Origin of the sequence: Streptomyces sp. ADMS, assembly GCF_033441795.1 — a bacterium.
Lineage (GTDB): Bacteria > Actinomycetota > Actinomycetes > Streptomycetales > Streptomycetaceae > Streptomyces.
In genome coordinates, this window is record NZ_JAVFVX010000037.1 from 24,770 (window position 1) to 42,603 (window position 17,834).

At 69.8% G+C, this 17,834-nt stretch carries 15 protein-coding genes and 1 pseudogene; 8 read left to right on the forward strand and 8 right to left on the reverse strand.

Going from position 1 to position 17,834, the window contains the following annotated elements; all coding sequences use genetic code 11:
* Positions 1-25 precede the first annotated feature (25 nt).
* Together RB628_RS18045 and RB628_RS18050 are read left to right on the forward strand one after the other, a co-directional pair.
* The gene (locus RB628_RS18045; RefSeq protein ID WP_318321486.1) at positions 26-688 is read left to right on the forward strand and encodes a winged helix-turn-helix domain-containing protein; all 663 of its coding nucleotides are present in this window, start codon (positions 26-28) and stop codon (positions 686-688) included.
* 17 nt (positions 689-705) lie between these two features.
* Positions 706-1,440, forward strand: a complete 735-nt coding sequence (locus tag RB628_RS18050; protein WP_318321523.1) for an SRPBCC domain-containing protein — start codon at positions 706-708, stop codon at positions 1,438-1,440.
* Between the two features lie 22 nt (positions 1,441-1,462).
* On the opposite strand, the gene RB628_RS18055 is transcribed toward RB628_RS18050, so the two are convergent.
* Positions 1,463-3,292: an endonuclease/exonuclease/phosphatase family protein gene (locus RB628_RS18055; RefSeq protein ID WP_318321487.1), complete on the reverse strand. Its 1,830-nt coding sequence runs from the start codon at positions 3,290-3,292 to the stop codon at positions 1,463-1,465.
* Positions 3,293-3,772: 480 nt separating this feature from the next.
* Between RB628_RS18055 and RB628_RS18060 the strand changes: the two genes are divergently transcribed.
* From RB628_RS18060 to RB628_RS18075, 5 genes and pseudogenes are all read left to right on the forward strand, one after another.
* Positions 3,773-5,230 carry a hypothetical protein gene (locus tag RB628_RS18060; RefSeq protein ID WP_318321488.1) on the forward strand — a complete coding sequence of 486 codons (1,458 nt, stop codon included), beginning with the start codon at positions 3,773-3,775 and terminating at the stop codon, positions 5,228-5,230.
* A 175-nt stretch (positions 5,231-5,405) separates the two neighbouring features.
* A pseudogene (locus RB628_RS42650) lies at positions 5,406-5,543 on the forward strand (alkaline phosphatase PhoX); the annotation flags it as partial.
* A 473-nt stretch (positions 5,544-6,016) separates the two neighbouring features.
* Positions 6,017-7,600: a TROVE domain-containing protein gene (locus RB628_RS18065; RefSeq protein WP_318321489.1), complete on the forward strand. Its 1,584-nt coding sequence runs from the start codon at positions 6,017-6,019 to the stop codon at positions 7,598-7,600.
* Between the two features lie 118 nt (positions 7,601-7,718).
* Positions 7,719-8,372 carry a GntR family transcriptional regulator gene (locus RB628_RS18070; RefSeq protein ID WP_318321490.1) on the forward strand — a complete coding sequence of 218 codons (654 nt, stop codon included), beginning with the start codon at positions 7,719-7,721 and terminating at the stop codon, positions 8,370-8,372.
* A 17-nt stretch (positions 8,373-8,389) separates the two neighbouring features.
* The gene (locus tag RB628_RS18075) at positions 8,390-9,406 is read left to right on the forward strand and encodes a 1-aminocyclopropane-1-carboxylate deaminase (protein WP_318321491.1); all 1,017 of its coding nucleotides are present in this window, start codon (positions 8,390-8,392) and stop codon (positions 9,404-9,406) included.
* On the opposite strand, the gene RB628_RS18080 is transcribed toward RB628_RS18075, so the two are convergent.
* Positions 9,403-10,614, reverse strand: a complete 1,212-nt coding sequence (locus RB628_RS18080) for a GDSL-type esterase/lipase family protein (protein ID WP_318321492.1) — start codon at positions 10,612-10,614, stop codon at positions 9,403-9,405. The two genes, RB628_RS18075 and RB628_RS18080, sit on opposite strands and share 4 nt — an antisense overlap.
* 44 nt (positions 10,615-10,658) lie before the next feature.
* Positions 10,659-11,237, reverse strand: a complete 579-nt coding sequence (locus tag RB628_RS18085) for a TetR/AcrR family transcriptional regulator (RefSeq protein ID WP_318321493.1) — start codon at positions 11,235-11,237, stop codon at positions 10,659-10,661.
* 98 nt (positions 11,238-11,335) lie between these two features.
* Here RB628_RS18085 and RB628_RS18090 point away from each other — a divergent pair, with 98 nt between their 5' ends.
* Positions 11,336-11,827, forward strand: a complete 492-nt coding sequence (locus tag RB628_RS18090) for an FBP domain-containing protein (protein WP_318321494.1) — start codon at positions 11,336-11,338, stop codon at positions 11,825-11,827.
* A gap of 70 nt (positions 11,828-11,897) precedes the next feature.
* On the opposite strand, the gene RB628_RS18095 is transcribed toward RB628_RS18090, so the two are convergent.
* From RB628_RS18095 to RB628_RS18115, 5 genes are all read right to left on the reverse strand, one after another.
* The gene (locus RB628_RS18095; RefSeq protein WP_318321524.1) at positions 11,898-13,100 is read right to left on the reverse strand and encodes a TerD family protein; all 1,203 of its coding nucleotides are present in this window, start codon (positions 13,098-13,100) and stop codon (positions 11,898-11,900) included.
* A gap of 494 nt (positions 13,101-13,594) precedes the next feature.
* A complete protein-coding gene (locus RB628_RS18100; protein ID WP_318321495.1) occupies positions 13,595-14,584 on the reverse strand; it encodes a zinc-dependent alcohol dehydrogenase family protein in 990 nt (329 codons plus the stop codon).
* Positions 14,581-15,432: a carbohydrate ABC transporter permease gene (locus tag RB628_RS18105; RefSeq protein WP_318321496.1), complete on the reverse strand. Its 852-nt coding sequence runs from the start codon at positions 15,430-15,432 to the stop codon at positions 14,581-14,583. The genes RB628_RS18100 and RB628_RS18105 overlap by 4 nt, the downstream gene beginning before the upstream one ends.
* On the reverse strand, positions 15,429-16,370 hold the full coding sequence (locus RB628_RS18110) for a sugar ABC transporter permease (protein WP_318321497.1): 942 nt from the start codon (positions 16,368-16,370) through the stop codon (positions 15,429-15,431). Before RB628_RS18110 ends, RB628_RS18105 begins: the two co-directional genes overlap by 4 nt.
* Positions 16,367-17,725, reverse strand: coding sequence for a sugar ABC transporter substrate-binding protein (locus RB628_RS18115; protein ID WP_318321498.1), 1,359 nt, complete (start codon positions 17,723-17,725; stop codon positions 16,367-16,369). The genes RB628_RS18110 and RB628_RS18115 overlap by 4 nt, the downstream gene beginning before the upstream one ends.
* Between the last annotated feature and the right edge of the window lie 109 nt (positions 17,726-17,834).

Genomic DNA, 17,834 nt, shown 5'->3' on the forward strand with positions numbered 1-17,834 from the left:
AAGTGTTCGGTGAGACAGTGGAGCCATGCTGGACGTCACCGTGATCGAGGACCCGGCGGCCGCCGCCGTCTCGCTGGACCCCACAAGGGGCCGGCTGCTCGCCGAGCTGGCCGCCGGGCCCGCGTCGGCCGCCATGCTGGCCGGCAAGGTCGGACTGCCCCGGCAGAAGGTGAACTACCACCTCAAGGCGCTGGAACGGCACGGCCTGGTCGAGCTGGCCGGGGAGCGCCGCAAGGGCAATGTCACCGAGCGGCTGATGCGGGCGACCGCCGCGTCGTACGTCATCTCACCGCTCGCCCTGGCCGCCGTGCAGCCCGATCCCGACCGCTTCCGGGACCAGCTCTCCGCGCGCTGGCTGCTGGCGGTCGGGGCGCGGCTGGTGCGGGACGTCGGCACGCTGATCACCGGCGCCACCCGGGCCCGAAAGCGGCTCGCCACCTATGCGCTCGACGGTGGGGTGCGGTTCGCTTCCGCCGCCGACCGGGCCGCGTTCATCGAGGAGTTGACGGCGGGCGTCAGCGCGCTGGTGCGCAAGTACGACTCGCCCGATGCCGAGGGCGGGCGCGATCACCGGATCGTCGTGGCCGTGCACCCGACGGTCAAGCCCCGGGCCGACGAAGCGACTTCGAGCGCGACAGACACCGCAGACACCGCAGACACCGCGGACGTCGCAGAGATCCAGGAGTGAGCACCATGTCCGAGGACGTGTCCAGGGAATTCGAGATCGCGCGTGAGTTCGAGGTCGACGCCCGCCCTGAGGAGGTGTGGGAGGCGATCACCACCGGGACCGGCGGGTATCTGTGGCCGATGGAGCCGCCGGAGCCCCGCGTCGGCGGCAAGGGCCCCTTCGGGTCCACGGTCACCGCCTGGAACCCGCCGCACCGCTACACCAACCGCGTCGAGGACGTCGAGGGCATCGCCGAGCAGACCGTCAACCAGCTCGACTACACCGTCGAACCGCGTGACGAGGGCCGCCGGGCCTGGGTGCGTTACGTGCACAGCGGCATCTTCGTCGACGACTGGGACAACCAGTACGACGGCGCCGCCAGGCACACCGACTTCTATCTGCACACCCTGCGCGAGTACCTCACCCACTTCGCGCCCCGGCCGGCCGCCTTCGCGACCTTCGACGGGCCCGAGGCGTCCAAGGCCGCAGACGCTCTCGCCGTCGTCGGACGGGCGCTCGGTGTCGGGGAGGACGTCTCCGCCGGTGCGCGGGTGACGGTCCGGGGGCCGGACGAGTTCGACGCCGTGGTCGACTTCCGCGACCCGTACTTCATCGGGCTGCGCACGGACAGGGGCCTGACCCGCGTCTTCGGGCGCAACCACTGGGGCTATCCGGTCGGCATCTCCCTGCACGACTTCACGCCGGGCGCCGACATCAAGGAGTGCGAAGCCGCCTGGCAGGGCTGGCTGAACGGTGTGTTCAGCCAGCCCTGATCCAGCCCTGATTTAGAGGGAGTTACGGCTTGAAGCGCAGCACCTGCGGGTCGTGGTCGCTGATCTGGTCGTTGAACTCCGCGTTGATGTGCACGGAGTCGTAGTCGAAGTCGCAGCCCCGGCTGATCGACGGGCTGACCAGGATCTGGTCCAGGACCTGGCTGTTGCCCTGGTAGTCGTAGGTGTAACGCTCGCTCTTCGGCAGCGACTTGATCGCCGACCACAGCGCGCCGCCGCTCTCCAGCAGCTTGGTGGTGTCGGAGAACTCGAAGTCGTTGATGTCGCCGAGTGTGACCACGTGCGCGTTCTTCTGGACCTTCAGGATGTCCTTGACGAACCCGTTCACCGAAGTCGCCTGGAGGTGACGCTCGGTCTCCGAACTGCGCGTCGGCGGCTGGTACTGCGCGTGCAGGCTCTGGTCGCCTCCCTTCGAGGCGAAGTGGTTGGCGATCAGGATGACGGTCTTGCCGCGGAAGACGAACTCGCCCACGAGAGGCTTGCGGCTGTTGTCCCAGGCCGGGTTGGACGGGTCTATTCGGCCCGGGGAGACCGTCAGTGCCGCCTTGCCGCGCTCCCTGGTGACACCGGCGGCCGTCGTGGCGTCGCCGCCCGCGCGGTCGGTGAAGGAGACCCGCGCCGGGTTGAACAGGAACACCTGACGGATGTTGCCGCCGGGCTGGCCGCCGTCCGTGAGGTCGACCGGGTCGATCGAGCGCCAGTCGTACGCCGGGCCGCCCGCCGCCACGATCGCGTCGATCAGTTTCTCGACCGTCTGGTCGGCGGCGACCGTACCGTCATTCGTCGCGCCGTTGTTGTCCTGGATCTCCTCCAGGGACAGGATGTCGGGCGACTGCAGGTTGTTCACGATCGCGGCGGCGTGCTCCTCGAACGTGGCGTCGGACGGGTCGAGGTTCTCGACGTTGTACGTCGCCACCGCCAGCTCGCTCCGCGACTGCTTGCGGGTCGTCTCGCGTTCCAGGCCGCCCTGCTTCAGGGTGCCGATCTCGTTGGCGACGAGGGTGTAGCCACCGAACCGGGTGTAGTCCAGCGGGCCGGTGGTGGCGCCCTTCAGGCTGTCGCCGACGTTCGCGGCCGGGAAGTCGGCGACCGCGCCCAGGGACTGGATCTGGATCCGGCCCGTGTTCTGCGAGGTGTACGCGCCGTACACCGTGCCGCCGCGTCGGTTGGCGTTCTCGCGCGGCTTCACCGTGACCCACAGCTCGGTGTACGGGTCGGTGGCGGTGACCACGCGGGCGTCCTTGACCTGGACGTTCATGCCCTCAAGGGACTCGTAGTAGTCCAGGGCGTACTTCTTGGGCCGCAGCGTCAGCGCGTTCACCGAGCCGCTCGCGGCGCTGTCGCCGGCCGGGGTGTATGCGGCCGGTACGGACCTGGCGTCGACGACCGTCGCGGCCGGGACCGCGTTGCCGCTGGAGACGACGGTGACCGTCGGCTTGACGATCTCCGTCACCGACTGGTTGCCGGACGACGCGCCACCCGGCACGTACTCCGAGACCGTGCCGGTGACGGTGACCGAGTCGCCGACCGCGACGGCCGGCCTGGAGCTGGTGAAGACGAAGACGCCCTCGCTGGTGGCCGGATCGGCGTCCGGAGCGGTGTCCTGGATCCAGAAACCGCGCGACGAACCGTAGGTGCGGACGCCGGTGACGATTCCCGCCACGTCCGTGACCTTCTCGCCGGCGAGCGGGGAGAGGCGCGTGGTGCCCTGGATGTCATGAATGCGCACGGTGTCGGCGTGCGCGGCCGACGGAACCACGACCAGAGTGGCGACCGTGGAACAGACGGCGGCGACAGTGAGCGCGGCGAGACGCGCGGAAGACTTGCTCGGCAACGGGATCCCTCCGGGGACAAACATGGGTGCCGGGACGAAGGTGACAAGGGTTGTGCAGTGGGGGAACGCGACCTGCCGGGCGGCTGGCGACGCGCGTAGACATCCGGTGAACACTCGGTGCGGAAAGCTCCGCGCCGAAGGTTCGGCACCGGGTGGTCGGCAGTGAACGCCCGGCTTGGGAGAACAGTGAACACGATGGAACACGACGGACGACGAGGGGATGCGGTAAATCGGCGCCCCCTCGACTTCTACGCGCGTCAATCTCCTGCCTGGTCAGGCCACTTGTCAAGGTTTCAGCCATCTACCACGTCTGACAGGTTCATGAACCGGGCGGCATGCTGCCAAATCCGTCTAGGCTGAGCGGCTGGGTCGTACGGCCTTCGACGCAACGCCGTACGGTCGTCAGACGCCGTCGTCGGACTCCGGGCGCATCCGGGTGCCGTCGTACGGCCATTCGGGCGCCTGAGGAGAAAACAGCCAATGTCAGACAGCTCCCCCCTGCCGCCGGTGCGACTGCACTCCGAAGCGGAGTTGGCGCGGGACGCGCTCGCCGCCCCGCTGGTCTCCCACGCCGCCCGGCTCGCCCGCTGGGCCGGACCGGACACCCGGGTGGAGGCCGGCGGCGAACTCGTCGAGGAGCAACTGCCGGCGGCGGCGGAGGCGCTGGGGCTGATCGGGGGCGAGGGTGCCGCTGAGGCGAGCGTCGAGGACGCGCTCGCGTCCGCCGCTGAGGCATGGCGGGTCGCCGTGGACACCGGGCTCGTCGAGGTCGTCGACGAGGAGGAGGGCACCGTCACGGTGGGCGAGGACCTGGCGCTGCTCACCTCCGGGTCCCCGCACGAGGTCCTCGCGGTGTGGCTCGGGGCGCTGGAGACCGTCCTCGCCGACGCGAGCGTGCCCGACCTCGACGATCTCCTCGACGCCGTGGACGAGGGCACCGAGGTCGACTTCTCCCAGCTGGACTGGGATCCCGAGGCGGAGGCCGACCTCCTCGACGGGGTGCTCGCCAACCTCTACCTGCTGAGCGTCGGCGACGGTGCCGCCGACAGTCCGGTACCGCTGCCGGCGCTCGCCGCGTCCGTCGTCGTACCGAGCGACATGGGCGAGCCCACCAACGACGTCCTGGAGCAGGTCTCGGACACGATGATGCGCCTCGACGACCAGTTCCGGCTGCTCGAACCCGTCGGGCTCGTCGCCTACTGGCCCGTCGACGAGGCGCTCATGGCGGACAGCGACGACCCCGCCGCGGGTGCGGCTACGGGCGACGACACCGACGTCTCCCGCTACGGCATGGTGCGGCTCACCCCGCTCGGCCTGTACGGCGTACGGGCCCGGCTGCTGGAGTCCGGCTTCGAGGCGCCCGCCGTCGGAGACCTCGCAGACAAGGGCGCGGACGCGCTCCTCGACGGCACGGCGACCTTCCCCGCGACGGCCGCGCGGGCCGAGACCGAACAGTGGCTGACACGCCGCGAACCCCTCGCCGCGGCACGGGAGTTGCTTGCGGCAGCCCGGGGCGGCGACGCCGGCGCGCCACTGCGCCGGCTGCTCTGCCAGCAGGCCCTGTCCCTCGTCGGCGCCGAGGCCGGACCCGCGCTGCGCGAAGTCCTCGACGACCTCGAACTGGGCGGTCTCGCCCGCGTCTGGCTCAGCGAGCACGGCGCGCCCGACGTGCCGGCCCCGTCCGAGGCGATGGTGTTCTGGCTGACCATCGACACGGTGGCCGCGCAACTGGCGGCCGAGGGTAACTCGGCGGAGCTGCGCGGGCTGGTGGAGGGGCTGGCACAGCAGCACGGCGGGTTCTTCGAGGCGGCCTGGCGCGTGGAACATCCGGCGACGGCGGATGTGCTGGAGGCGATGGGACGGCTGCATCCGGACAAGCGGGTGGCCAAGGAGGCGCGGAAGGCCGCGTTCAAGGCGCGGTCGCAGCAAGGGGGGTGAGCCGGGGGAGAGGAGGGGGCCGGTCCGGCCCTGGAACGGCGTCGGGGTGACTTGACGGAGCGGGTCCCGTGGAGGCGACCCCGCGCTCAACCCGATTTCAGGCGTGGGCGGGACGCTGGGCACGAACCGAGTGCGCCGCCCTCCGCGCCGCCCCCTCCCCGGCACCTCCACCGTCACGCAAGACACCCCCGCATACAGCGAGTTCACCGGCGTGGCCTTCTCACCCGACGGCAGGACGCGGTACGCCGGCATTCGGACGCCGGGGATCATGCCGGCGATCACCGGGCCGTGGAAGCCGCAGAGGCGCGGATGATTAATTCGGTCGCCCGGCCCGCGGTACGCCTCCTAGAGTGATGAACGTCCAGGTGCGAAGGCAGGACCTACTTCCACTCATAATGGGGCGGCCGCGGGTTCGAGTCCCGTCACCGGTACAACGCGCCGGTGTAGCTCAGGGGTTAGAGCACCTACGTCGGTTCCGCCGGCTTCGATCTCTGGACACCCAGAAACCTCATGCACCTCCCGGTGCGCGATCTGATCTCGGGGAGGCGCAGCAAATGGTGGGTGCCCGGTGCGCAGGCAGCGGATACTTCGGGAACTGATGGGGATGAATCTCCCGTGCGGGTTCGAATCCCGTCATCGACCTCGGGTCGGTGTGGCGGAACGGCAGACGCGCCAGTTATGAGCAACCGTCGCCGATTTCGACCTCGGGCACCCTCCTTTTGCTGTGCCTCCCTCCGAAACAATCCTTCCACGCACGAAGTGCTGGCGAATTCGGGGGAATTCATCATGGCGCGATTCAACACGAAGGCCACCAAGGCGCAGCCCACCTCGCGGGTCACCTCGACGGGGCGTGTGCTCCGTACGTACCAGGGCGGCCGCGGCCGTGGGCGGGACGAGCGCTCGGAGCTGTTCCTGCTGTCGATCGCCAACTTCGTCGCGCAGAAGACCTTCTACGAGAGCGGCGAGGACCGGGACGACCGGTTCGCCGCACTCGTACGCCGGCTCGCCGTCACCGACCCCGCCTGGACGGCCGGCCTGCTCGGCTGGCTGCGCGGCGAGGGCAACCTTCGTACGGCCTCCATCGTGGGTGCCGCGGAGTACGTGAAGGCGCGCCTCGACACGGGTGCCACCGACGGCCCCACCAACCGTCAGGTCATCGACTCCGTACTGCGCCGCCCGGACGAGCCCGGCGAGCTGCTCGCCTACTGGACCTCCCGGTACGGCCGCAACGTGCCCAAGCCCGTCAAGCGAGGCATCGCCGACGCGGTGCGCCGTCTGTACCACTCGAAGTCGCTGCTGAAGTACGACACCGCGTCCAGGGGCTACCGCTTCGGCGACATCCTCAACCTCGTGCACGCGGCGCCGGACCCGGACAAGCCGTGGCAGGGCGAGCTGTTCCAGTACGCGCTGGACCGGCGCCACAACCCGGACACGGCCGTCGTCCCCAGGTCGCTGCCCATGCTCGCCGCCCACCGTGACCTGATGGCTCTGCGGCCCGCCAAGCGGCGCAAGGTCGTGACCGGAGCACACGGCGCCGAGCGCCTGGCGGAGGCGGGCATGACCTGGGAAGCGCTGGCAGGCTGGCTGCAGGGACCGATGGACAGGGCGGCCTGGGAGGCGGTCATTCCCTCCATGGGGGCCATGGCATGCGTCCGCAACCTGCGGAACTTCGACGAGGCCGGGGTCAGTGACGAGGTGGCGGCGCGGGTCGCCGCGAAGATCAGCGACCCGGCAGAGGTCGCGCGCTCGCGGCAGTTCCCCTTCCGCTATCTCGCCGCGTACCGGCACGCGCCCTCGCTGCGCTGGTCGTACCCGCTGGAGCAGGCGCTCGGGCACTCGCTGGCCAATGTGCCGGCGCTGGGCGGGCGGACACTCGTCCTCGTCGACCGCTCGGGCTCGATGTTCTACTCCCGGCTGTCCGAGCGCTCGGAACTCAACCGGGCCGACGCGGCGGCGATCTTCGGCTCGGCGCTCGCGCTGCGGGCGGCGGACGCGGATCTCGTCGAGTTCGGCACGTCGAGCAACCGCGTGCCGTTCCGCACGGGCGAGTCGGTGCTGAAGGTTCTGGACCGATTCGGCGACCTCGGTGGCACCGACACGACCGAGGCGGTCCGGCGCCACTACCGGGGGCACGACCGGGTGCTGATCGTCACGGACGAGCAGTACACGCACAGCCGGCACGGCGACCCGACCGAGCAGGTACCGGCGGGCGTACCCGTCTACACCTGGAACCTCGCCGGGTACCGGGCGGGCCACGGACCCTCGGGGACGGGGAACCGGCACACGTTCGGAGGGCTCTCGGACGCGGCGTTCCGGATGGTTCCGTTGCTGGAAGGCGCGAGTGACTCGGACTGGCCATGGGCCGGCTGAGCGGAGTCGAAGCGATGTGAGGTGGGTGTGGCCCGTACTTCGGTGCGGGCCACACCTTTGTGCACGCGCCTGAGCGGCCTCTTGCACGTCACCGAAACTGACATCTAACATTTCAGTTGTGGAAGCGATACGGCCCGTTCCCCGCACCCTGCTCAGGGACCGGGCGTACGAAGCGATCCGGGACGCCATTGTCGCCGGGGAGATCGAACCCGGTGCCGTGGTGCGTGACGCCGAGCTCGCGGAGCGGCTAGGGCTGTCCCGGGCGCCCGTACGCGAGGCGTTCTCGCGGCTCGTCGACGAGGGGCTGCTGGAGAGCAAGCCGCAGAGTTACACCCGGGTGACTCCGGTCGTGGCCACCGAGGTGCGGGACGCGGCGGCTGTGGTCGGGGCCATGCACGAGTTGGCGGTGCGGGTGGCCGTACCCCGGTTGCGGGACGCGGACGTCGACGTCATGCGCGCGGCCAACGAGCGGTTCGCCGCTGCCGTGCGCACGGGTGACGTGGACGCCGCCCTGCACGCCGACGACGAGTTGCACGACGTGCTCGTCCGCGTCAGCGGCAACCGCGCCGCCGCCGCCACCGTCGCCCGCTACACCCCGCTGATCCGCCGCCTGGAACGACGGCGCTTCGGGGAAGGCGGCAACTGCCGTTCGGCCGGGCTGCACGAGCGGCTGATCGAGGCCTGCGCGGCGGGTGACGCGGACGGCGCGGTCCGGGTCACCGCGGAGATCTGGCGGGGCCTGGAGCGGCTCGCCGGCGAAGAGGCCCACTGATACCGGGAGGAAACCCCATGTCCCTTGCCTCGTACGAGCGTTATCCCCTTCTCTTCGGCCCCTCGCCCGTGCATCCCCTGGAGCGGCTCACCGCGCATCTCGGCGGCGCCGCACTCTGGGCCAAGCGCGAGGACTGCAACTCCGGTGTCGCGTACGGCGGCAACAAGACCCGCAAGCTGGAGTACCTCGTCGCCGACGCGCTCGCCCAGGACTGCGACACGCTCGTCTCGATCGGCGGTGTGCAGTCCAACCACACCCGTCAGGTCGCCGCCTGTGCCGCCCGCGCCGGGCTCAGGTGCGTGCTTGTGCAGGAGAGTTGGGTGGAGTGGCCCGACTCCGTCTACGACAAGGTCGGCAACATCCTGATCAGCCGCCTCGCCGGGGCGGATGTGCGGTTGGTGCGCGCAGGGTTCGGCATCGGGTTCAAGGAGAGCTGGGAGCTGGCGCTGCGGGAGGTGGAGGAAGGGGGCGGCAAGCCGTACGCGATCCCGGCGGGCGCCTCCGACCACCCGCTGGGCGGACTCGGGTTCGCCGGTTGGGCGTATGAGGTCGCCGAACAGGAAAGGGAGTTGGGCCTCTTCTTCGACACCGTGGTGGTGTGCTCGGTGACCGGGTCGACCCAGGCCGGCATGGTCGCCGGGTTCGCGGCGCTGGAGGAGGCGGGCGGCCGGTCGCGGCGCGTGCTCGGCATCGACGCGTCGGCGGCGCCCGCCCGGACCAAGGAGCAGATCGCGCGGATCGCCCACACCACCGGCCAACTCATCGGTGTCAAACGTGAGTTGACCCAGGCCGACGTTGAGCTGGACGGGCGCTACCACGCGGGTACGTACGGCATCCCCGACGACACGACCCTGGACGCGATGCGGCTTGCCGCCCGTACGGAGGGGATGGTCACCGATCCCGTGTACGAGGGGAAGTCGATGGCCGGGATGGTCGATCTCGTGTCGCGGGGCGAGATCGGGCGGGACTCCACTGTGCTGTACGCGCACTTGGGCGGGCAGCCTGCGCTGAATGCGTACAGCGCGCTGTTCTAGTCCTTCTGGAGGGCTGGTTCCGGGTTCGGGAAGAGTGGTCGCGGTGCGGTGAAGGCGAGTTCGGCGAAGCGTTCGCCGATGCGGCGGTGGGTGGCCGCGTCCGGGTGGAGCTGGTCGGGCAGGGGCAGTTCGGCGAAGTCGGACTCGCCGTAGAGGGCGCGGCCGTCGAGATGGCGGAGGTTCGGATCGTCCGCCGTCCGCTGCTTCACGATGCGGGACAGCTCCTCCCGGATGACGTTGAGTGTCAGTTTTCCGGCGGCGCGCTCGGCCGGGTCGCCCATGGGCTGGAAGCGCAGTTCACCCGTGCCGATCGTGGTGAGGTCCAGGGCGGTGGGGCCGGGGGTGTCCTCGTGTATGGGGCAGTAGAGCGGGGAGACGACCAGTAGTGGTGTGGTCGGGTGACCCTCACGGATGGTGTCGAGGAAGCCGTGGACCGCGGGGCCGAACGCACGCAGGCGCATCAGATCAGTGTTGACCAGATTGATGCCGATCTTGACGCTGATCAGGTCGGCGGGGGTGTCGCGCATCGCGCGGGCGGTGAACGGGTCGAGCAGCGCGCTGCCGGCCAGGCCCAGGTTGATCAGTTCCACGCCGCCGAGGGCGGCGGCGAGGGCGGGCCAGATGGCGGTGGGGCTCGCCGCGTCCGAGCCGTGGCTGATCGAACTGCCGTGGTGCAGCCAGACCTTGCGGCCCTCATCGCCTGCGGTTACGGGTTCGACGGGGGCGTTGCCGCGCAGCGCCACGAGCTCGGTGGTCTCGTTGTGGGGCAGCCAGATCTCGATGTTCTTCATGCGGTCCGGCAGACCGTCGAAGCGGAGGGTGCCCGGCGCACCGGGTTCGTGCGTCGCGGTTCCGGCGGTCATGTCGACGGTCAGGGTGTTGCCGCCGCCCCTCACGCTGGACTGAGCGGCCGGCCGGCCGTCGACGAGCAGGTCGTACACGCCGTCGGGGCGGGGTGGGGCACCCGCGTAGACCCGCTTGGTGGGCAGCGTGTCCAGCTCGACGGAGGTCGCCCGGGTGCGGAAGACCAGCCGTACGCCGGAGGGTTGGGCTTCCGCCGCGACGAGCTGTGGGTCTGTGTTCTGGGCGCGGGCCCGGGCGGGTAGGCGGTGGGGGAGTACACCGTGGGGGGTGTGCTCCAGGTCCAGGGCGCCGCGTATGAGGTCTGCGGTGATGGGTGTGGTGATCCAGTCGTGCTCGGTGTGCATGTCGGTCCTCTCGGTCCTCGGCCCTCTCTGTCCTCGCCGGGTCGTCAGAGGGCGGACGGGGCGGGCCAGTTGCGCAGCAGGGCGTCGAGGGCGTCCAGGGTCCGGGTCCAGGTTTCCTCGGTGTCGGGGGCGCTGTGGCTGAAGCCGCCTGCCGTCTCCAGGCTGACGTAGCCGTGGAAGACGCTGCCGAGAAGGCGGACCGCGTGGGTCTGGTCGGGTTCCGTCAGGTCGTAGCCGCGCAGGATCGCCCGCGTCATCCGGGCGTGCCGGACGCCCGCACTGGCGGCCGCTGTCTCGGGGTCGAGCCTCATCCGGGTGGCGGCGGCGCGGCCCGGATGCTCCCGGCCGTAGTCCCGGTAGACGTTCGCGAAGGCGGTCAGAGCGTCCTTGCCGGCCCGGCCTGCCACGGCGTCGGCGGCACGGTCGGCGAGTTCCTCCAGGGCGAGGAGGGCGATCCTGGTCCTGAGGTCCTGGGTGTTCTTCACGTGCGAGTACAGACTCGCGACCTTGACGTCGAAACGCCGGGCGAGCTCCGATGCGGTCACCTGGTCGAAGCCGACCTCGTCGGCGAGGTCCGCTCCGGCTCTGGTCAGGCGTTCCGTGGTCAGTCCTGCGCGTGCCATGACCTTCCCTCCTGCCCGACCTGTGGGATTTGTGGGACCTATTTTACTGAATCGATTATGCGTTTGCCTAAAGTGTTTAGGCAAATTAGCCTGCCGTCATGGAGCCGCTGACCGAGCAAGAGATCCGTGCCGCGTTCGTGAACTGCAGCAAGGGGGAGGCGCAGCGCCTGTCCGTCCCGCGTGACCTGGCCGACCGGCCCTGGGAGGACCTGGACTTCTTCGGCTGGCGAGATCCGCAGGCCCCCGGCCGCGCCTACCTCGTCGCGGAGCTGGACGGCCGTCCGACCGCCCTCGCCCTGCGCAGCTCCGAGCCCGCCTTCGGGCGGACGCGGCGCAGCATGTGCTCGATGTGCCTGACGTCCCACACCGGCGGGGTGTCCCTGATGGTCGCGCCGAGGGCGGGGAAGGCCGGGAAGCAGGGCAACTCGGTGGGGGCGTACTTATGCGGCGACCTCTGCTGCTCGCTGTATGTGCGGGGCAGGAAGGACGCGGGCGCCGGAGCGCGGCTCCACGAGACGATCACTCTGGAGGAGAAGGTCCGGCGGACCGTGGGGAACGTCGCCGCGTTCATCGCCAAGGTGACGGCTTGACGCGATGACGGGGGTGGCGAGACAGGGCCCCACGGCCCGCTTCGGTGCGTGGTGGTGAGCGGTGTGGCCGTTACAGCGACTGGGCTGCCGGCTTCACCATTCCCCTGACCGTGCGGGACTTGACGAAGTCGCCGATCGCCGTCATCTCCCACTCGCCCGAGAACTGCTTGATCATCTTCGCCATCATCACGCCCGTCTGCGGTTCGGCGCTGGTCAGGTCGAAGCGGACCAGTTCCTCGCCCGTCGCGGCGTCCAGGAGGCGGCAGTAGGCCTTCGCCACCTCGGTGAACTTCTGGCCGGAGAAGGAGTTGACCGTGAAGACCAGACCGGTGACCTCCTGGGGGAGGCGGCCCAGGTCGACCACGATGACCTCGTCGTCTCCCCCGCCCTCGCCCGTGAGGTTGTCGCCCGAGTGCTTGATCGCGCCGTTCACGATGGACAGCTTGCCGAAGTAGCAGCTGTCGATGTGGTTGCGCTGCGGGCCGTACGCGATGACCGACGCGTCCAGGTCGATGTCCTTGCCCCGGTACGCCGGCTCCCAGCCGAGGCCCATCTTGACCTGGGAGAGGAGAGGCTGGCCGCCCTTGACCAGGGAGACGGTCTGGTTCTTCTGGAGGCTTACACGGCCCTTGTCGAGGTTGATCTTGCCGGCGCCCGGGGCCGGGGCCGGGGGTGCGGCGGGCGCGGGCGGAGGGGTGACCGAGGCGATCGGGGCGGGCGGTGCCATCGGGGGCGCCGGGGGCTGGACCGGGGTCGGCTGCGCGGCCGGTGCCGGGGCCGGTTCCTCCACGCTCACGCCGAAGTCCGTGGCGATGCCGGACAGGCCGTTCGCGTACCCCTGGCCCACCGCGCGGGCCTTCCAGGCACCGTTGCGGAGGTAGATCTCGACGATCACCAGTGCCGTTTCCGTGCCGAGTTGCGGGGGTGTGAACGTGGCCAGTACGGCGCTGTCGTTCGCGTTGCGGATCGTGGCCGTCGGCTCGATGCCCTGGAAGCTCTGGCCCGCGGCGTCCGGGCTCGCCGTGACGACGATCTTCTCGATGCCCGGGGGGAGCGCTGCGGTGTCGACCGTGATCGAGTCGGGAGTGGTGCCGCCGCCCGAGCGGTACGTCACGCCGGGGCCGGTCGGCTGGTTGTAGAAGATGAAATCGTCGTCGGAGCGCACCTTGCCGTCGGCGGTGAGCAGCAGGCCCGATACGTCGAGCCGCACCGGTGCGGCGACGTCCACCGTCACGCGTGTGGTGGAGAGAGGGATGTTCGAGCCGGGGGTCATAGCTGTCATGACCGGTGAACGACCGGGCCCGTTTTGCCGTTCCCTTACTCGGCGGCCGATTGGGGGAAGCGTGGGGTGGGGGTGCGGGTGCTTTCTCGCCCCCGCCGCCCTTACCCGGCCCATCCCCTGGGGGCTGCGCCCCCAGACCCCCCTTACGGCCCTGAACGGGCCTTGTCCTCAAACGCCGGACGGGCTGGGGTGCGGGCCGGTGCTTGAGGGTGCCGGATGGGCTGGGGGGTGTGGGCCGGTGGTCTGGGGGTGCCGGACGGGCTGGGGGTTGGGGGTGTCGGAGAGGCTGGGGGTCTGGGGCTGGGCTGTAACAGTGGTGGGGGTGGGTGGGAAAGAGGGGCGGGCTGTGCGGGCCTTGTCTTCGGTCGCTGGGTGCGCTGAGATGCCTCGGCCCGCGCTGGACAGATGCGGCGAACGGGTGGGTGGGAAGCGCGGCCTGGGCCGAACCGGCGTTGCCCCGCAGGTGCCGGACGGACAGAGACGCCCTACGGCACCACCACTGTCTTCCGTCCCACCCCCGACGCGAACTGTTCCAGTGCCTGCGGATAACTCCCCAGCGGCAGGCGGTCGCTGATGAACACCTCCGGGTCCAGAACTCCCGCCGCGAACAACTCGGCCGCCCGCTCGAAGCTGTGCAGCACCGCCATCGACCCCGTGATGGTGATCTCCTGGTTGTAGACGCGGTACGGGTCGATCGTGACCCGGGTCGCGTAGTCCGCGACGCCGAACTGGAGGAACGTGCCCGCCTTCGCGACCCGGTCCAGGCCGTCCTGGATCGCCGCCGCGTTGCCCGTCGCGTCCACCACCACGTCCCAGCCCTGCGGACGGTCCAGCTCGTCCGCGTTCGTCGCCGACCCCGTCACCCCGAGCAGCTGGGCCGTCGACAGGCGCTGGGCGTTGATGTCGACCACGTCGACGCTCGCCGCGCCCGTCCGTTTGGCCAGCTCCAGCATCATCAGGCCCATCGTTCCCGAGCCGTAGATCAGAACGTGCGCGCCGAGGCGGGTGCGCAGGACGTCGTACCCCCGTACCGCGCACGACAGTGGTTCCACCAGCGCCGCGTCCTGGGTGCGGATGTGCTCGGGCAGACGTACGCAGTTCGCGACCGGCGCCACCGCGTACTCCGCCGCGCCGCCCGCCGTCGTCACGCCGATCGCCGCCCAGCGTTCGCAGAGGTTGTTGTGGCCCGTGCGGCAGTATCGGCACTCGTGGCAGTAGAGGGAGGGGTCCACGGCCACGCGGTCGCCGACCGACAGTTCCGTGACCGCTGTACCCACGCCCACCACCTCCCCCGCGAACTCGTGCCCCGGCACGATCGGCAGCGTGGGGGCGAACTCGCCCTGGAGGATGTGCAGGTCGGTGCCGCACAGGCCGCAGGCCGCGACCTCGACGACGACCTCGCGGGGGCCCGGTGTCGGGTCCGGGACCTCCAGGACCACGGCCTTGCCGACGGACTCGATGACGGCTGCCTTCACTTCACGGCTCCCAGTGACAGGCCCTGGACCAGTTTGTCCTGGGCGGCGAACCCCGCGGCGAGCACCGGCAGGGAGATGACCAGCGACGCGGCGCACACCTTCGCCAGGAACAGGCCCTGGCTGGTGATGAAGCCGGTCAGGAAGACGGGGGCCGTCTCCGCGACCACGCCCGTCAGCACCCGTGCGAACAGCAGCTCGTTCCAGCTGAAGATGAAGCAGATCAGAGCCGTCGCGGCTATGCCGGGGAGGGCTATCGGGGCCACCACCCGGGTGAGGACCGTGGACAGCCTCGCTCCGTCCACCCTTGCCGCCTCGATGATCGCCACCGGGACCTCGGAGAGGAAGGACTGCATCATCCACACCGCGATCGGCAGGTTCATGGACGTGTAGAGGATGACCAGCAGCCAGATGTTGTCCAGCATGTGCGTGTTCTTCGCGAACAGGTAGATCGGGAGCAGGCCCGCCACCACCGGCAGCATCTTCGTCGACAGGAAGAAGAACATGACGTCCCTCCATTTCCTCACCGGGCGGATCGAGAGGGCGTATGCGGCCGGGAGCGCCAGGAACAGGACGCACATCGTCGACACCACCGACGCCACCGTCGAGTTGACCAGGGACGGCCAGGGGCTCGCGCCGCCTCCGGTGCCGAAGAACTCGCGGTAGCCGTCAAGGGTCAGCGCGGCGCCGAAGGACGGGGGGTTGGTCGCCGCGTCCTCCTCCGAGTGGAAGGACGTCAGGGCCATCCACGCGATCGGGAGGAAGAAGAGGATGCCCGCCAGCCAGGCCAGCATCCCCAGGCCCGCTCCTCGCGCGCGGCGGGGACGTACACGTACTGGCGTGGCGCTCATGCTCGGGACGCCTCCTCACGGAACAGGGACGAGACCACGCGCAGGGCGAAGGTCGCGATGATGATCGAGCCGATGACCACCAGGACTCCGGCCGCGGAGGCCAGGCCGTTCTCATGGGCCTGGTAGAAGCTCTGGTAGACGGTGTAGGGGAGGTTCGCCGTGCCCAGGCCGCCCGACGTGATCGTGAAGACCGCGTCGAAGTTCTGGACGATGTAGATCGAACCCAGCAGCGCACCAAGTTCCAGGTAGCGGCGCAGGTGAGGGAGGGTCAGGTGGCGGAAGATCTGCCAGTCGCTCGCGCCGTCGACCTTCGCCGCCTCTGTCTGCTGCTGGTCGCGGCTCTGCAGGCCCGCCAGCAGGATCAGCATCATGAACGGCGTCCACTGCCAGACCAGCGAGGCCTCCACCGCGAGCAGCGGGGTGTTCGAGATCCAGTCCGGCTGGGGGCCTCCCACGTACTGCAACAGGCCGTTGAACAGGCCGTATTCGGGGTTGTAGAGCACGTGCTTCCACAGGAGGGCCGCCGCCACGGGGACCACCAGGAAGGGTGCGATGAGGAGGGTGCGGACGATGCCCCTGCCGCGGAACCTGCGGTCCAGGAGGAGGGCCAGGCCCAGGCCCAGGATCAGGCTGGCCAGGACCACCGCCGCGGTGAGCAGGACCGTCGTCCACACCGACTGGCGCAGGTCCGTGTCGGTCAGGACCTCCGTGTAGTTGGCGAAGCCCGTGAACCGGCGGGTGTTCGGGTAGAGCGAGTTCCAGTCGAAGAACGAGATCACCAGGGTGGCCACGAACGGGAGTTGGGTCACGGCGATCATGAAGATCAGGGCGGGGAGCAGCGGGGCCCGGGTGGCCCAGGCGCGCAGTCGGCCCGAGGGGCGTTTCGGGGCGCGTACGGCTGGTGCGGCGGCTGTCGGGGCTGTGGTGGTCGCGGTCATCGTCCCTCGTACTCCTCGGAGATCTCCTCGGCCAGCTTCTGGGACTTCTTCAGGGCCGAGTCGACGGACTGGCGTCCGGCGATGGCCGCGCTGATCTCCTGCGAGACCCTGGTGCCGAGATCGGTGAACTCGGGGATGCCCACGAACTGGATGCCGGGTGCCGGGCGGGGCTGTACTCCGGGGTCGTTGGGACGGGCGCCTTCGATGGCCTCCCTCGTCATCTCCTGGAAGGCGGCGGCCTCCTGACGGTATTCCGCGTTCTCGTACGTCGACGCGCGCTTGCCCGCCGGGACGTTGGACCAGCCGATCTCGTCGCCGACCAACTGCTCGTACTCCTTGCTGGACGCCCAGGACACGAACTTCCAGGCGTCGTCGGCGTTGCGGGAGGCCTTCTGGATGCCCCAGGCCCAGGTGTAGAGCCAGCCGGAGGACTCCGTCTTCTCGACGGGGGCCGGTACGTAGCCGATCTTGCCCTTGACCGGGGAGTTCGCCGATTCCAGGGAGCCGGCCGCGGACGTCGCGTCGTACCACATGGCGACCTTGCCCTGGGTCATGTTGTTGAGGCACTCGGCGAAGCCGGACTGGGGGGCGCCGGACTCGCCGTGCTCGCGGACCAGATCGACGTAGAAGTTCACCGCCTGCTTCCACTCGGGGGAGTCGAGCCTCGCCTTCCAGTTCTGGTCGAACCAGGTGCCGCCGAAGGTGTTCACCACTGTGGTGAGCGGTGCCATGACCTCGCCCCAGCCCGGCAGTCCGCGCAGGCAGATGCCCTTCATGCCGGACTCGGCGCCGTCGGTCTTCGCCGCGAGGTCGGCGACCTGGGTCCAGGTGGGGTGCGGGGGCATGGTGAGGCCCTTCGCCTCGAACACGTCCTTGCGGTACATCAGGAAGGACGACTCGCCGTAGAAGGGCTGGCCGTACAGCTTTCCGTCGTCCCCGGTGAGGGACTGGCGCATCGGGGTGAGGACGTCCTGTTCGTCGTACGCGCTGTCCTTGGCGACGTACGTGTTCATCTCGTGCAACCAGCCGTTGCGGGCGTAGATCGGTATCTCGTAGTTGGAGAGGGTCGCCACGTCGTACTGGCCCGCCTGGTTGGCGAAGTCCTGGCTGATCTTGTCGCGGACGTCGTTCTCGGGCAGGACGGTGAAGTTGACCTTGATGCCGGTCTCTTCGGTGAAGTGGGCGGCGGTGAGTTTCTGCAACTTCGTCATCTGCGGGTTGTTCACCATCAGGACGTTGACGGCGTCGCCGCCGGAACCGGACCCGCCCGCCCCGGCCCAGCAGCCGGAGAGCAGCGTCCCTGCGGCGGCCAGGGCGAGTGTGGCTCGCGGCCTCCGTCGGCTCGGGGTTCGCATGGATCGCTCCTGGAGGTATGGGGGCACAAAGGGCGCCCTTGGGGGTGGGGGTGCCCTCGCGGGGTGTCCTTGAAGGGGGAGGGAGATGGGTGCGTCGGGGTTTCGGACT

Excerpts from the sequence above, each read along its gene's own strand:
- RB628_RS18110 (WP_318321497.1), bottom strand. The coding sequence starts at position 16,370 with ATGACCGCGACCACCACAGCCCCGACAGCCGCCGCACCAGCCGTACGC.
- RB628_RS18045 (WP_318321486.1), top strand. The coding sequence starts at position 26 with ATGCTGGACGTCACCGTGATCGAGGACCCGGCGGCCGCCGCCGTCTCG.
- RB628_RS18095 (WP_318321524.1), bottom strand. The coding sequence starts at position 13,100 with ATGACCCCCGGCTCGAACATCCCTCTCTCCACCACACGCGTGACGGTG.
- RB628_RS18085 (WP_318321493.1), bottom strand. The coding sequence starts at position 11,237 with ATGGCACGCGCAGGACTGACCACGGAACGCCTGACCAGAGCCGGAGCG.
- RB628_RS18065 (WP_318321489.1), top strand. The coding sequence starts at position 6,017 with ATGGCGCGATTCAACACGAAGGCCACCAAGGCGCAGCCCACCTCGCGG.
- RB628_RS18060 (WP_318321488.1), top strand. The coding sequence starts at position 3,773 with ATGTCAGACAGCTCCCCCCTGCCGCCGGTGCGACTGCACTCCGAAGCG.
- RB628_RS18080 (WP_318321492.1), bottom strand. The coding sequence starts at position 10,614 with ATGCACACCGAGCACGACTGGATCACCACACCCATCACCGCAGACCTC.
- RB628_RS18115 (WP_318321498.1), bottom strand. The coding sequence starts at position 17,725 with ATGCGAACCCCGAGCCGACGGAGGCCGCGAGCCACACTCGCCCTGGCC.
- RB628_RS18105 (WP_318321496.1), bottom strand. The coding sequence starts at position 15,432 with ATGAGCGCCACGCCAGTACGTGTACGTCCCCGCCGCGCGCGAGGAGCG.
- RB628_RS18075 (WP_318321491.1), top strand. The coding sequence starts at position 8,390 with ATGTCCCTTGCCTCGTACGAGCGTTATCCCCTTCTCTTCGGCCCCTCG.
- RB628_RS18090 (WP_318321494.1), top strand. The coding sequence starts at position 11,336 with ATGGAGCCGCTGACCGAGCAAGAGATCCGTGCCGCGTTCGTGAACTGC.